At 58.9% G+C, this 13,752-nt stretch carries 12 protein-coding genes; 8 read left to right on the top strand and 4 right to left on the bottom strand.

Going from position 1 to position 13,752, the window contains the following annotated elements:
• Positions 1–34 precede the first annotated feature (34 nt).
• Positions 35–829, bottom strand: a complete 795-nt coding sequence (locus tag NCT03_RS30390; RefSeq protein ID WP_250495123.1) for an enoyl-CoA hydratase/isomerase family protein — start codon at positions 827–829, stop codon at positions 35–37.
• A 284-nt stretch (positions 830–1,113) separates the two neighbouring features.
• On the opposite strand from NCT03_RS30390, the gene NCT03_RS30385 reads away from it, so the two are divergent.
• Positions 1,114–1,893: an SDR family oxidoreductase gene (locus tag NCT03_RS30385; protein WP_250495121.1), complete on the top strand. Its 780-nt coding sequence runs from the start codon at positions 1,114–1,116 to the stop codon at positions 1,891–1,893.
• Between the two features lie 62 nt (positions 1,894–1,955).
• On the opposite strand, the gene NCT03_RS30380 is transcribed toward NCT03_RS30385, so the two are convergent.
• Positions 1,956–3,185 carry a CaiB/BaiF CoA transferase family protein gene (locus NCT03_RS30380; RefSeq protein ID WP_250495119.1) on the bottom strand — a complete coding sequence of 410 codons (1,230 nt, stop codon included), beginning with the start codon at positions 3,183–3,185 and terminating at the stop codon, positions 1,956–1,958.
• A 370-nt stretch (positions 3,186–3,555) separates the two neighbouring features.
• Here NCT03_RS30380 and NCT03_RS30375 point away from each other — a divergent pair, with 370 nt between their 5' ends.
• From NCT03_RS30375 to NCT03_RS30350, 6 genes are all read left to right on the top strand, one after another.
• A complete protein-coding gene (locus tag NCT03_RS30375; RefSeq protein ID WP_350030189.1) occupies positions 3,556–5,070 on the top strand; it encodes a 3-hydroxyacyl-CoA dehydrogenase in 1,515 nt (504 codons plus the stop codon).
• A 307-nt stretch (positions 5,071–5,377) separates the two neighbouring features.
• Positions 5,378–6,712: an MFS transporter gene (locus NCT03_RS30370; RefSeq protein WP_250495117.1), complete on the top strand. Its 1,335-nt coding sequence runs from the start codon at positions 5,378–5,380 to the stop codon at positions 6,710–6,712.
• Positions 6,709–8,106 (top strand): 3-isopropylmalate dehydratase large subunit, encoded by a 1,398-nt coding sequence (gene leuC, locus NCT03_RS30365; protein WP_250495177.1) that lies wholly within the window; start codon positions 6,709–6,711, stop codon positions 8,104–8,106. Before NCT03_RS30370 ends, leuC begins: the two co-directional genes overlap by 4 nt.
• Positions 8,107–8,727 carry a 3-isopropylmalate dehydratase small subunit gene (gene leuD, locus NCT03_RS30360; protein ID WP_250495115.1) on the top strand — a complete coding sequence of 207 codons (621 nt, stop codon included), beginning with the start codon at positions 8,107–8,109 and terminating at the stop codon, positions 8,725–8,727.
• A 23-nt stretch (positions 8,728–8,750) separates the two neighbouring features.
• Entirely contained in the window at positions 8,751–9,311 is a 561-nt protein-coding gene (locus NCT03_RS30355; RefSeq protein WP_250495114.1) for a carboxymuconolactone decarboxylase family protein, read from the top strand.
• 228 nt (positions 9,312–9,539) lie between these two features.
• Positions 9,540–10,817 carry a CaiB/BaiF CoA transferase family protein gene (locus tag NCT03_RS30350; protein WP_250495176.1) on the top strand — a complete coding sequence of 426 codons (1,278 nt, stop codon included), beginning with the start codon at positions 9,540–9,542 and terminating at the stop codon, positions 10,815–10,817.
• Positions 10,818–10,827: 10 nt separating this feature from the next.
• Here the strand turns inward: NCT03_RS30350 and NCT03_RS30345 are convergent, their stop codons facing one another.
• Complete coding sequence (locus NCT03_RS30345; RefSeq protein ID WP_250495112.1) at positions 10,828–11,379, bottom strand: DUF2889 domain-containing protein; 552 nt, start codon at positions 11,377–11,379, stop codon at positions 10,828–10,830.
• Positions 11,380–11,685: 306 nt separating this feature from the next.
• Positions 11,686–11,889 (bottom strand): hypothetical protein, encoded by a 204-nt coding sequence (locus NCT03_RS30340; RefSeq protein ID WP_250495110.1) that lies wholly within the window; start codon positions 11,887–11,889, stop codon positions 11,686–11,688.
• Positions 11,890–11,900: 11 nt separating this feature from the next.
• Here NCT03_RS30340 and NCT03_RS30335 point away from each other — a divergent pair, with 11 nt between their 5' ends.
• The gene (locus NCT03_RS30335; RefSeq protein WP_250495109.1) at positions 11,901–13,523 is read left to right on the top strand and encodes a GMC family oxidoreductase; all 1,623 of its coding nucleotides are present in this window, start codon (positions 11,901–11,903) and stop codon (positions 13,521–13,523) included.
• The last annotated feature ends 229 nt before the right edge of the window (positions 13,524–13,752 follow it).

Genomic DNA, 13,752 nt, shown 5'->3' with positions numbered 1-13,752 from the left:
GTCGTCGCGTGCGCGTATCGCGCGCGACGGCGTTTTAAGCTTTGGCGGCCGCGCCTGCGAAATCCGCCTTTCGGGTTTCCAACGCCGCCGACAATCCCTCGCGGAACTCGGCGCTCGACATGGCGAGCGCCTGTCCCAATCCCTCGAACGCAAACATATCGTGCAGCGTGGACTCGAAGCTGCGTGCCATCAACATCTTGGCCAGTCCCATGACCTCGGCGGGCCCCTCAGCGAGACGTTTCGCTTCCGCGAAACCAGCCGCTTCTACCTGATCGTCGGGTACAACTCTCGCGACCAGTCCGAGTTCGGACGCATCCCGCGCTGAGAGCGTTGCGCCGCTAAAGAGCAGGTTCTTCGCGCGTGCCATGCCGATGAGCCGCGGCAAGTGATACATCGTGCCTATGTCGGGCAGCGCGCCCAGCTTGAAGAAACCGGGGATGAATTTCGCGCCTTCACCCGCGATGAGAACGTCGGCCGTGAGTGCCAGCCCCAGGCCTCCGCCCACGGCCGCACCACGCACTCCGACGACCACAGGCTTGTCGAGCGTGATAAGCGGTGTGAGCCAGCGGCTGAGGTTCCGAAAGCGCCGATGTACGGGCCACGGATCGCAAGCGGTTTGCAGCATCTTGAGATCGCCACCAGAACAGAACGTCGGGCCATCCGACGTGAGGAACACTGAACGGATCGATCGATCGCTCTCCGCAAGCTCGACCGCTTTTCCAAGTTGCGTTCGAAGCTCCGTCGTGAGCGAGTTACGGTTCTCGGGGCTGCATAGCTTGACCACGAGGACGGACCCTTCGGTTACGGTACTCACGAGTTGATTCGTCATCAAATACTCCTAACAGTGTTGTCGATGAAAAGGCATCGACGATGCAACTGCTATGCCACTTCGAGAGCCCACCGCAAGTATTGCCTTGCGGCGAAGTCGGTGCTTTTGTCGAGAACACCTCCGTCCACGCCAGAAACACTCACGTAGTTTCGCCAATTGCTCCAGGCTGGTCGTAAAGGCTTGGCGTGCGTTATCCAAACCGGCATGGACCTTGCCTTGATTCGCTCCGATTGCGGCTGCTATGACGGTCGGCCGACGACAACTGAAACCAACGGAGATTCTGAATGTTCACGAATGACACGCTCGAGGGACGCGTTGCCCTGATCACCGGAGGCGGTAGCGGAATCGGCCTTGAGATTGCCACCGCATATACACGGCTGGGCGCCTCGGTGGTGCTCGTCGGCCGCAACGAGGAGCGCGTGCAGATGGCGGCGAGTGGAATCATCGAGGCGGGTGGACGAGCAATAGCCCGCAAGGCGGACGTGCGCAACTACGACGAAGTGAAGGCAGCGGTCGAAGCGACAGTTGAAAATTTCGGCTCGCTCGACATCCTGGTGAACAACGCGGCCGGAAACTTCGTCTGCCCAACTGCCGAACTATCCCCGCGAGGCTGGTCGACGGTGATCGACATCGACCTCAACGGGACGTTTCACGGCTGCCATGCGGCTTACCAGCACCTGAAACAGTCAAAGCACGGCGGTTCAATCATCAGCATCATCACAATGCTTGGTGTGACCGGCTGGCCGCAGGCCGCGCATGCGGCTGCGGCCAAGGGCGGCATTCTCTCGCTGTCGAGGACGTTGGCGGTCGAATGGGGTGCCGACGGCATTAGGGTCAACACGATTTCGCCCGGTCCCATCGGCGATACGGAGGGCGTACAGCGGATGTATATCGAAAGCGGCCGAGGCGAGCTCGAGCAAAAAAAGACGGCGCTCGGACGCTTTGGCAAGAAGGAGGACATCGCGAACGCCGCTGTCTATCTCGCGTCCGGCCTCGGCGCCTATGTGACGGGAGAGAACCTGATTGTGGATGGCGGTCGGTGGCTGAAGTACGTGGCGGCTTAACGTCAAAGGCGGGCCATCGCCGCATTTGACGTTGCGATGGCCCTTGAGATGCGCCCGCGAACTTAGGTTACACCCGCCTGTTTCAGGGTGTCGTATTCTCCGGCGTCCATGTCAAGCCACGTGCGCAGGACTTGCTCGCTATCCTCGCCGAGCCGCGGTGGCGCCTTGCGAAACGTGTGGGCATTGCCGTCCACGTGTATGCCGAGACCCACTTGAGGGATACGTGTCTCGCCAAGTGGAGCAGCAAAGAAAAACCCCCGCCGACGCAGTTCCTGATCGGCCGCCACTTCGTCGATCCTGTTGATCGGTCCTGCTGGAATCCGAGCCTTTCGAAACGCAGCCAGCCAGAAATCGCGGTTTTTGGTTTCGATGATCGCCTGGATCTTCGCTACGATCTCGGTGCGCAGGCGGCGTCGATCGCTATTCGTGGCATAGCAAAGTTCCTTCGCAGTCTCCGGTTCGTCAAGTGCTGCCCAGAAGCGGGCCCAGATACCGTCGTTGCCGAGACCGATCGTCAAAGGTGCGTCGGCTGCCTGAAAAACCTGGTAGACCGCGATCACGCTGTCGCGTCCACCCGAACGCCGCGGCAGTTCGCCTGAACCCAGATAGGGAACAATGCGCGGCGTCATGAAGCGCGTCATGCTCTCGATCATCGAAACGTCGATGCAATGCCCGAGTCCCGTGCGATTGCGATCGATCAATGCGGCAAGCACGGCAAGTGCCGCGTCCGTGCCCGATAGCAAGTCAGCTGCGGGGGTTCCCACCTTCTGCGGATCGCCCTCGATTTCGCCAGTGAGATCCATGACGCCGCTATAGCCTTCGGCAATCAGGTCATAGCACGGCAGTTCGCTGCGCTCGCCTTGCAGGCCGAATCCAGAAATCGATGCATGAATCAAGCGGGAATTAACAGACTTGAGACTTTCGTAGTCGATACCGAGCTTACGCTGCACGGACGCCGTCTTATTGACGACCACGACGTCCGCGTGCGAGACCATGCGTTTGAGTACATCCAGCCCTTCAGGTTTTCCGTAATCGAGAGTCAGGCTTTGCTTGTTGCGATTGACGCTGAGAAACCATAGCGACTCACCATCGAGAAACGGAGGACCCCAGGCCCGTACATCGTCGCCATAGCCCGGGGGTTCAATCTTGACAACCGTCGCGCCCAGATCCGCTAGAAGCAACGTCGTGTAGGGGCCGGACACGGAAGTCGTCAAGTCCAGAACACGCGTACCGTCGAGCAACCGCAACGGCGCGCCTTCACGGGGCGGGGGCAAATCATCGAATTCGTTCATGGTCTCTTTAAGCGGAAGTGTTCGGCTGGCGTTGAGTAGGGCAAGACCTGTGCCATTTGTGATGTACCAAACCCAAACGACCCAAGTCGCTGCTGGTCTGCATATCGCTGCGTTAAATCGCCTCGTCCTGTGTGTTGCGGTGTCTTCGATGAAGCCAGGTTGCGTTGTCACGCGACGCACTTGTCTTTCGCATAGACACACAAATAGAACTAACCATCGTCTTGATATAGGCCTGAAGCGGGCGACGTCCGTTTGCGTCCGCGGAGATACGCATGGCATGCATGTTGCAATTTTCAGAGCCCATTGAGCGTGAAGATTCTTCGACTCACTGAATGCTTGCACGCTTGGCGTATCGATTCGGGAGATCGGATTGGCAAAGGAAATGTTGGTGGTTGGTGTGGTGGGCGCGGGCGCGATGGGGCGCGGGATCGCGCAGGTTTGCGCGCTGGCGGGATGCCGTGTGTATCTGTTCGACGTATCGGACGGTGCGGCTACACGAGCCCTCGGGCTTGTTGGCGAGGATCTCGCGCAGGCCGTCGCCAAACGGAAGCTCGCAGAGACCGACGCCGCTGCCGCACTCGAGCGAATGACCGCTGTGACGACGCTGCAGACGTTTAGCGTCTGCGATCTGGTCGTGGAAGCTATCGTCGAGCGACTAGACGCGAAGCAGGCGCTCATGACTGAGTTGGAGGCGATCGTCGCGTTAGATTGCGTGCTCGCGACCAACACGTCGTCGCTGAGCGTAACGGCGATCGCGGCTGCCTGCGCGAAGCCCGGTCGCGTAGCGGGCTGGCACTTCTTCAACCCTGTGCCGCGTATGAAACTGGTCGAAGTCATTCGAGCGCCGCGCACGGACGCCGAGACGGTGCAAGCCTTGCTGAGCCTGTCGGAACGGATCGGGCATCAAGCCATCGTCGTTTCCGATTCGCCGGGCTTCGTGGTGAATCACGCGGGGCGGGCATTCGTCACCGAGGGTCTCAAGCTGCTTTCCGAATGTGCTGCCGATTACCAGGTGCTCGATGAGATTTTCCGAACCTGCGCCGGATTTCGCATGGGGCCGTTGGAACTCCTCGATCTCACCGGTCTTGATGTATCGGTGCCAGTGATGGAATCGATTCATACGCAGTTCTATGGTGACGACCGCTACCGCCCCGCGACACTCGCACGTACACGTATGGAGGCAGGTTTACTGGGTCGAAAGTCCGGTCAGGGGTTCTATGCTTATGACGGGAGTGCCCCAAACGATCGGACCGCGTCCCCGCTTGAATCGTTAGATGTGGCTTTCACCGTGTGGTGGCCGGACGAAGGTTTCGCAAAAGTACCGGAGTCAATCAGCGCGCTGTTAGTCGACGCAAAGCGGGCGCGCTATGTGGCCGAAGCAGATGTCATTCTTGTTGCGCCGATCGGCTCTGACCTCTCGTCAACGGTGAGCAATCTTGGTTTCAATCCCGCGAGAGCGATCGGCGTCGATGGTGTATTTGGCGGGGCTGCTGGCGTGACCCTAATGGTGTGTCCTGCAACGACGCCAGAAACGGTGTCGAGGGCGCGCGCGTTATTTGGCGCCCACTCGATTCCCACATTTGTTATTGCCGACTCCCCTGGGTTCGTTGCGCCTCGTGTCGTTGCCTGCATCGTCAATCTGGCTTGCGAGATCGCTCAGCAGGGAATTGCCTCACCCGACGACATCGACCTCGCGGTACGACTCGGACTGGGTTATCCGGCGGGTCCGTTCGAATGGGGCGATCGTCTAGGCCCGTCGCTCGTCCTTGAGATCCTCAAGGGTCTCTATTCGACTTTCGGCGACCAACGATACCGGCCATCGCCGTGGCTGGCGCGCCGAGCACACTTGTCGATGTCGCTTTCAGCACCTGACTGCATGCCTTAGACGCTTCCCTCGTGTCGTCGCTGAGGACATGGTCATGACTTTAATGAACACAAGCGCTGGTTTCGAAGGCGTATAGGATTGAACATCTGCATGGTATAGGCCTTGCTTTTTCAGTGCTACTCAAAAGCCCAGCCACGACGCTGCTCCCCGGTGGCTTGTCGAGCAGGGGCATAACGATCAAGGAGACGACGATGGACAGCGTGTCGCGCACCCGAGTCATAACACCACCTTCTTTTGCGCTGCCATGCGGGCGCTCTTTGAAATTCATCGAACGTCAACATTTCGAGTTCACGTGGGGGTCAGCCAAATGAGCAGCAACGCCCGCACTGTCGAAGCGCATAGCGAGATGACGGATTCGGACAACCGACTGTTTCGCAAGATCACTTTCCGCATCATGCCGATTCTCTGGCTGGTCTACTGCTTCAACTATCTCGATCGCACGAACGTTGCGTATGCGCATCTACGGATGAAGGAGGACCTCGGCTTCAGCGACGCGGTCTTCGGGCTTGGCGCTAGTCTCATCTTCTTTGGATTAATCGCATTCGAGATTCCCAGCAACCTCGTACTTGCTCGCATCGGCCTTCGAAAAACGCTCGTACGAATCATGATCCTTTGGGGTCTGTGCAGTGCTTCGATGAGCCTCGTCACCACACCGACGGAGTTTTACATCCTGCGTTTCATGATTGGCGTTTTTGAGGCAGGACTGGTACCCGGTGTGCTGTATTACCTTACGCTCTGGTATCCGAGTCAACGGCGCGGACAGCCCTCCGCCATGTTTTATACGGCGCCGAGTTGCGCGGGCATCGTATCAGGTCCGATCGCAGGCGTCTTCATGACATATCTGAACGGTTTTGGCAACTTTCAGGGCTGGCAGTGGCTCTTCATCATGGAAGGACTGCCGTGCATCGCGCTCGCATTCTTCGCCTACTTTGTACTGTCGGACAGCCCCGATAGAGCCAGGTGGTTGTCGACCGACGAGCGTCGGCGCGTGCAACAACTGATCACCGATGGAAACGTCGCGCATCACACGCTCGATCGCCAGGAGTTGTTGACTGTTCTGCGCGATCCTCGTCTCTGGATCCTTGGCCTGGTGGGATTTTTGATGCTTATCTCTCTCTTCGGGTTGACCTTCTGGCAGCCCACGCTGCTCAAAGGGATGGGCCTGACCGTCATGCAGGTGGGACTCTATTCGGTGATACCGTCGCTTTGCGGCGTCGTAGCATCGGTGATCATCGCCCGACATTCGGACCTGACGGGCGAACGTTGCTGGCACTACATCCTGTGCGCGCTGACGGCAGCGGCAGGGCTGATGCTTACGACGCTCTTTCCCACCAACACCGTCTTAACCCTGCTGTGCCTCTGCGTCACCTGGACCGGACTGACGAGCGCGTACGCGATGTTGTGGGCACTGCCGGGCCGGGTCTTCAGCGGCAAGGTGGCGGCTACTTGCCTTGCGATCATCACGGTGATGCACGGCAGCGCCGGTATGGTCGGTCCTTATGGGCTTGCGCTTCTCAAAACTGCCTACGGCGGCTTCACGGTCAGCCTCTATGCCGGCAGTGCCTTGCTGGTCGTGTCTACGCTGTTGTTCTATCCGTTCTTTCGAAACCGGGCGGCGTACCAGTTGAAAGAAGCTCAATGAGCCTAACCCTTTACGAAAAGATCTGGAAGGCTCACGCCATCCTTGAGCGAGATGACGGCCAGACGCTGTTGCACGTTGGCCGACATATCGTTCAGGATGGTTCGGGCCATGCCTTCGAAGCGCTTGAAGATCGCGGTCTCATCGTACGTCGCCCCGAACAGATGTTTGCCATGCCCGATCACGGGGTATCGTCGACGAGTCGCGATATCGAGGCGATTCGGGACCCGGATCAACGTCGCGCGGTCGTGGGCTTGCGCGATAACAGTCTCCGTTTCGGCATTGTGCATTTCGGGCTGGATGACAGCAGGCAAGGAATCGTGCACGTGGTCGGGCCTGAGCAGGGCATTACGCAACCGGGCATGCTGCTGGTTTGTGGAGACTCGCACACGTCGACGCATGGCGCGCTCGGTGCGCTCGCGTTCGGTCTGGGCGCGAGTGACGTGCTGCATGTTCTCGCAACGCAGACCATCTGGCAACGGCGCGCCAGAACAATGCGCGTCACCGTCGATGGCAGGTTGCCGCGGGGCGTCAGCGCGAAGGACGTCATACTCGCCATCATCGCCAAGGTCGGCGCCAATGGCGCCGCCGGGCATGTGATTGAATACGCTGGAACAGCGCTGCGCGCGATGTCGATTGAAGAACGGCTTACCGTCTGCAACATGTCTATAGAGGCTGGCGCACGAGCGGGCATGGTCGCCCCCGACGACACGACGTATGCCTATCTCTGCGGACGTCCGTTCGCACCGAAAGGCGCGATGTGGGACAAAGCGCTCGACTACTGGCGCACGCTGCCTTCTGAACCAGGTGCGTGCTTCGACAAGGAAGTCTCGCTCGATGCCGCATCGCTGGCGCCTATGGTGACGTGGGGAAACAGTCCTGAAGACGCGTTGCCGGTCGATGGTTTTGTACCGGACCCGATGCGCGAAGCTGATGTGGATCGTCGGACCTATTTGACGAGCACACTCGACTATATGGGACTGACGCCGGGAACCGCCATTACGGATATACGAATCGATCAGGTTTTCATCGGGTCGTGCACCAACGCGCGCATTGAAGATCTACGGACGGCATCGAAGATCGTCAAAGGGGCTCGCGCAGTCGTACCCGCACTCGTTGTCGCCGGCTCCAATCAAGTGAAGCTCGCCGCCGAGGCTGAAGGTCTCGATCGAATCTTCCGCGATGCAGGCTTTGTCTGGGGGGAATCAGGTTGCTCGATGTGCGTCGCGATGAACGGAGATGTCGTGGCCGCAGGCAAGCGTTGCGTGTCGACGTCAAATCGCAATTTCGTCGGGCGCCAGGGACCAGGAAGCCGCACCCATCTCGTCAGTCCAGCGATGGCTGCTGCAGCGGCGCTGACTGGCCGAATTACAGATATTCGCTCGCTCGAGGTTTGAATGCAACCGTTCGTAATTCTCGATGCGATTGCTGCGCCGCTCGATCGCCCAAACGTTGATACGGACCAAATACTTCCGTCTCGCTTTCTTCGACGGCCGCGCAAAGACAGTTTTGCGAGCTTTCTATTCCGCGATCTGCGCTTCAACGCCGACGGCATGGAAGACCCTGCTTTCGTCCTTAATCAAGCGCCTTACCGGCATGCCCAAATTCTGGTCGCGGACCGCAATTTCGGAGGCGGGTCGAGTCGCGAACAGGCGCCGTGGGGGTTGGTGGACTACGGGATCCGCTGCGTAATCGCCGCGGACTTCGGGGACATTTTCTACCGCAATTCGTTAAAGAGTGGATTGCTGCCGCTGCAACTCGACCAGTCCGTGTGCGTGGCGCTCAGGGAGCATCTGCATGCCTTTCCTGGCGCAACGCTTTGCATTGATCTGCCGCAGCAACGCGTGATGGTGCTCGACGGTACACATCACGAATTCAGGATCGATCCGTTTTCGAAACGCTGCTTGCTCGAAGGCCTCGACGATGTCGGTTTCACGCTTCAATACGACGCCGACATCTCATCTTTTGAGCGCTCTTATGAAGAGCGCTTCGCTTGGCTCTTTGATTCGAAAAGCTAACACCGGCTCGTCCGGAAAAGGTAATGCACATGCCATTCTTAAAATCTCTCCCCGTTGACGCCGGTCCGCCTAGCGTCTTCACACTGTATCCGGAGATTTACGGCCCCTGGTCGAGCATGAGCCAGGCGATGATGAACGGCCCGTCGCCGTTGAGCCAAGGCGAACGCGAGTTGATCCTGGCGTATGCGGCTGCTGTCGCCGGTTGCGAGTTTGTCTATGTGGCGCATTCCGAAGTGGCCTACGCATGGGGCATAAAAAATGGCCTGATTGAGCATCTTCTGGCAGATCCAAACACACGCGAGGTTGAGCCCCGGTTGCAGCCGCTACTTGCGTTCGTGAGAAAGCTCACGCTGACCCCGGGCGGAATGACGCAAGCCGATGCCGATGCGGTCTTCGAAGTGGGCTGGAACGAGCAGGCGCTTCAAGATACGATCGCGATCACTGGTCGTGCTGCATTCATGCAACGGCTCGTCGAAGGTCATGGCTTTACGCCGATGTCTCGCGAGAAAGCGGTGAAGCGCGCGAAGGAGCGGATCGAGCATGGCTATGTCAATCTCTATTCCGCGTTTCGCGAGAAGAAGTAGTTGTCAAGAGGGCCATGTGGTGTCTTCTTCAATGTACACGCCGTGGACAGTCTAGCCCGGCTACGTCGCCCGGACGCACAGCAATTCAGGTAAGTCTGGCTTGAGAAGCGCGTATGCCGGTGCCTCGAGGATGGCATACATGTTGCACCCTAAAGCAGACACGCCGATTGCCGTCTCGTGCTCGGAAGCGGCTTTGCTCATCGCATCGAAACAGCGAAACAGACCATTATGTTCAATGACATCGAAAATGACTTTCCCGCTCATCGCCCCCGTCCGGCAAATGCGGAGTTGGCACTGCAAGGAATCAAGATTGTTGATTTCACGCATTTTATCGCGGGTCCGTTCGCGACAATGATCCTCGCGGACATGGGCGCGGAAGTGATAAAGGTCGAGGCGCCCGGCCGAGGGGATGACTTCCGCCAGTATCCCCCGATCGTCCCGGCCTTCGGCGGTGGAGTGCCGTACGCCTGGACCAATCGCAACAAGCGCAGCATTGCGCTGGATCTAAAGACATCCGAAGGGCTCGCTCTCGCACGCGAGCTTATTTCGAAGGCGGACGTCGTCGTGGAGAACTTTTCGACAGGCGTAATCGAGCGGCTCGGGCTCGGCTATGAGACCTGGCGCGAGAGCAATCCAGGACTCGTTTTCTGCTCTGTGTCGGCGTATGGACGCAAGGGCGCGTTCGCCGATCGGCTCGGCTTCGATCCGATCGCACAGGCGGAGAGCGGCTTCATTTCGATGAATGGTTACCCCGATCGCGAAGGTGTGCGCGCTCTTTCTCCCGTGATGGATATCAGTACGGCGATGATGGCGTGCAACGCGATTCTCGGTGCGCTGGTCGCCAAGGCAAGAACGGGACAAGGCCAGTCGGTCGAGGTCGCGTTGTTCGACAACGCCGTGCTGATGACCGGGTACGCACCGCTGCAGCAGTTGTACACAGGCAAGGAACCCGTCCGGCCCGGCAACACCAGCCCTGACACGTGCCCGTCAGGTGTCTTCAAAGCCACCGACCGATCGTTCTTGATCAACTGCGGCAACACGCAGATTTTCCAGCGTCTGATGACGCAAGTAGTCGATCTTCCGCAAGTTGCGGCCGACCCAGGATACGCGACGAACAAGGACCGTGTCGCGAAGCGCGAAGCGCTCTTTGCGATATTGCAGGAGGCATTTTCGAAGCAGCCCTGGGCATATTGGCAAACGCGCATGCGTGAGGCCAACGTTCCCTGCGGCGAACTGCGCACGGTCGGCGAAGCGATCCGTGCTCCCGAAGCGCGCGAGCGCGAGATTGTCACCCGCATTCCTCATCCCGAGCTGGGCTGGGTGCCCAACGTCGCATTGCCGATTCGATATTCAGAAACGCCGCTGGCTGATCCGGTTGCCGCGCCTCGTGTAGGGCAGAACACTGACGCCGTGCTCGCCGAATGGCTGGGTTATGACGCTAAGCGCATTCGGGCCCTTGCGGAAGCGGGCGCGTTCGGAGCGGCCGCGATTGAAAGCGCCACTTGAGGCAAGTAATTTAGCCAACAGAGTAGTGTTGCGGCCAATAGCGTAGAACGACTTCACGATGGCGGGAGTAGGCATAGCAACTGTCTAGCCGCAAAGGAACCTTGGCGAGATCGACCGTTGTCGCTCCCTCTCTATGAGCACCGCCAATCGCCTGCAAGGCGGTGGTCGCCATCGGTGTCAGCATCTCCATCAGATGCGTGCATCCCGCCGCGCCACGAAGGCGCTCCTTGACCTTCGCCGACCAGCCCGAAGCAATACGCTCTCCGATTAGAACGCCCAAAGTCGATTCGGCTTCCTTGCATAACGAGTAGGGCGTGGAGTCCGAGCGAGCATCGATGTCGCGGACGATGCAGGTCTCGTCCACCGTCATTCGAATCCACAGATCGTGCAGCGGCCGACCCGCAGGCAGCGGATCAAGAGAACTGACGAGCGGAAAATCAAAAGGTTTGGTATCGACCAGATGGGCGTCGATATCATACAACCCGTCTTCGCGAAGATACGCGTTCATGTCAATGACACGATGATGCATCGCGCGACGGACGTGCGGGTCGGGCAGGGGCATGATTACCTCGTTTTCGGGGTGGGCGGTGATAGCAGCACGTGTAGATGCTGCTCAAGGCTTCGGAAGATGCAAGACCTGCGCCAGTGCGCAGAGTGACGACTCGAAGCGTTCAGTGCGCACAGCGTGTGAAAGACACGGGGTGTCGTTCGCAGCGACACCTCGGGTTCGCGAGCAGCGAAGGCCGCGAGCCTGCGATGCGCAGGCGACCTTTGAAATCCCTGTGACCGTGCATCACAGCGGGGCTAAGCCCGACGGATACAAACCGGCATTCGATTTGCTTAAGAGGCCATGCGGCGCGGCGTCTTTTCAGATCACGGTCTTGGAGACTTTCTCTTCCTTGCCTGAATCGCCGAAATAACAGAAGGAGACGAGCCGCATACCGCCCTGCATCGCGCGGATGGGAACGCCGCAAGACAGAGCCATCCACTCGCAATCTTCGGCCGGACGCATCGTCCGGCCAGCAATGTCGGCCTCTGCAGAAAAAAGGGTCGTCGTTGCACGAACCATCACGAGACAAGAAATTGGAAAGCTACGACTACATCGTTATTGGCGCAGGCTCGGCGGGCTGCGCGGTCGCTCGCCGGCTGTCCGACAATCCAGATCTACGCGTTCTGCTTCTCGAAGCCGGGCCGCCTTCCGACGATTTCTGGATCCGTACGCCGGCGGGTATGGGAAAGCTTTTCAAGCACGACGACTACAACTGGAAGTACTTCACGGAGCCTGTTCCCACGCTACGCGATCGTCGCATTTACTGGCCAAGAGGCAAAGCGCTCGGCGGCAGCAGTGCGATCAACGGGATGGTCTATGTCCGTGGTCACCGGGCAGATTTCGACCACTGGGCCAGTCTCGGCAATGATGGATGGCGGTGGGAAGACGTGCTTCCGTACTTCAAGCGTGCCGAGTCCAATCGACGCGTCGGGCCTCCCCTATGGGGCACCGATGGGCCGATGATCATCAGCGATCCGGCCGTGAAGCATCCCTCCGCGTTCGCCTTCTTGCAATCCGCTGCGGCCAACGGAATTCCAACACTGGACGCGATCAACGGCGTCGAGGAGCATGGTGCAGGTTTTCTGCAGGCAACCATAGCGGGCGGGGTTCGGAAGTCGGCTTACTCCGCGTACATCGAGCCGATCAAGAGTCGGCCCAATCTGGTGGTGAAGGCGAACACGCATGTGCGCCGCATCGTGATCGAAGACGGCCAAGCGACGGGGGTCGAGATCATCGACGATCTTCAAACCCGGACGATTACAGCACGCCGTGAAGTGATTCTTTGCGCCGGGGCCTTGAACTCGCCGCATGTCCTCATGCTTTCGGGTATCGGCGACGGAAGGATGTTGCATCGCTTCGGTATCCCTACGCTGGTCGACGCACCGGGTGTGGGGAAAAATCTTCAAGACCATTTCGTCGTTCGCGTTCAGGCGGAGGCAACTCGCGACAGTTCCTACAATCATGTTCTGTCGGGATGGCGTAAATATCTCGAAGGTGCCCGCTACGTCGCGACGCATCAGGGATATCTGGCTTTGGGATCTTCAATGGCTGCTGCGTTTGTTAAAAGCAGCCCAAAGGTTTCGTATGCCGATCTCGAGATCAGCTTTCGTCCCATGACCTTCCGATATCTGCCGACCGGCGCTGTTGAAGTGGACGGCTTTCCGGGCGTGAGTGCGTCGGTCTACAACATGCGTCCCGCCTCTCGCGGCGAAATCACCTTGCAGTCCGCCGATCCCATGAAGCCGCCAGCGTTCAACCCGAACTATCTCGGGGACCCTTCCGACGTCGAGGTAATGGTGGCGGGACTCAGGATGATACGTCGCATCTTCGCCGCGGAACCGCTCGCGTCGCGCGTGTTGAAGGAAATTGCGCCAGGTGCAACAGTCAAAAGCGACGAGGAGCTAACGGACTACATGGAGCGTGAAGGTCAGTGCGCGTTCCACCCGGCGGGCTCATGCAAGATGGGCAACGACAGCATGGCGGTCGTGGATTCGCGTTTGCGTGTTCACGGCGTGGATCGACTGCGCGTGGTCGATGCCTCGATCATGCCGACAGTGACATCGGGCAACACCAATGCTCCCAGCATCATGATCGGCGAGAAGGGCGCCGACATGATCCTAAGCGACGCGATGCATGTCCGAGCCGTCGTTGCGTGAGGCGTCATGTGTAGTCGGGATGGTGCTCACGTTCCGCCAATAAAGGAGTCTGGTTCGCTGCGAACGTAGGACAGACTTGTCCATGATGAATCCGGGGACCGAGGCTTATGGCAATGCCTGTTGTCTTTGGGTTCCTCTGCGAATGTCCTTTCAATGTACATCGACATGTCCATGGAGGATGCAGTCAGACAAAAAATTAGGTATACGAATTGACCGACCATGATTGAAG

It is taken from the genome of Caballeronia sp. GAWG1-1 (assembly GCF_023631465.1).
In the GTDB taxonomy this organism is placed as follows: Bacteria; Pseudomonadota; Gammaproteobacteria; order Burkholderiales; family Burkholderiaceae; genus Caballeronia.
The sequence above is the reverse complement of the archived record's forward strand: the minus strand, read 5'-3'. Positions and strand labels throughout refer to the sequence as shown.

Coding starts and splice junctions, on each gene's coding strand:
- NCT03_RS30390 (WP_250495123.1), bottom strand. CDS start 829: ATGACGAATCAACTCGTGAGTACCGTAACCGAAGGGTCCGTCCTCGTG.
- NCT03_RS30385 (WP_250495121.1), top strand. CDS start 1,114: ATGTTCACGAATGACACGCTCGAGGGACGCGTTGCCCTGATCACCGGA.
- NCT03_RS30380 (WP_250495119.1), bottom strand. CDS start 3,185: ATGAACGAATTCGATGATTTGCCCCCGCCCCGTGAAGGCGCGCCGTTG.
- NCT03_RS30370 (WP_250495117.1), top strand. CDS start 5,378: ATGAGCAGCAACGCCCGCACTGTCGAAGCGCATAGCGAGATGACGGAT.
- leuC (WP_250495177.1), top strand. CDS start 6,709: ATGAGCCTAACCCTTTACGAAAAGATCTGGAAGGCTCACGCCATCCTT.
- leuD (WP_250495115.1), top strand. CDS start 8,107: ATGCAACCGTTCGTAATTCTCGATGCGATTGCTGCGCCGCTCGATCGC.
- NCT03_RS30355 (WP_250495114.1), top strand. CDS start 8,751: ATGCACATGCCATTCTTAAAATCTCTCCCCGTTGACGCCGGTCCGCCT.
- NCT03_RS30350 (WP_250495176.1), top strand. CDS start 9,540: ATGTTCAATGACATCGAAAATGACTTTCCCGCTCATCGCCCCCGTCCG.
- NCT03_RS30345 (WP_250495112.1), bottom strand. CDS start 11,379: ATGCCCCTGCCCGACCCGCACGTCCGTCGCGCGATGCATCATCGTGTC.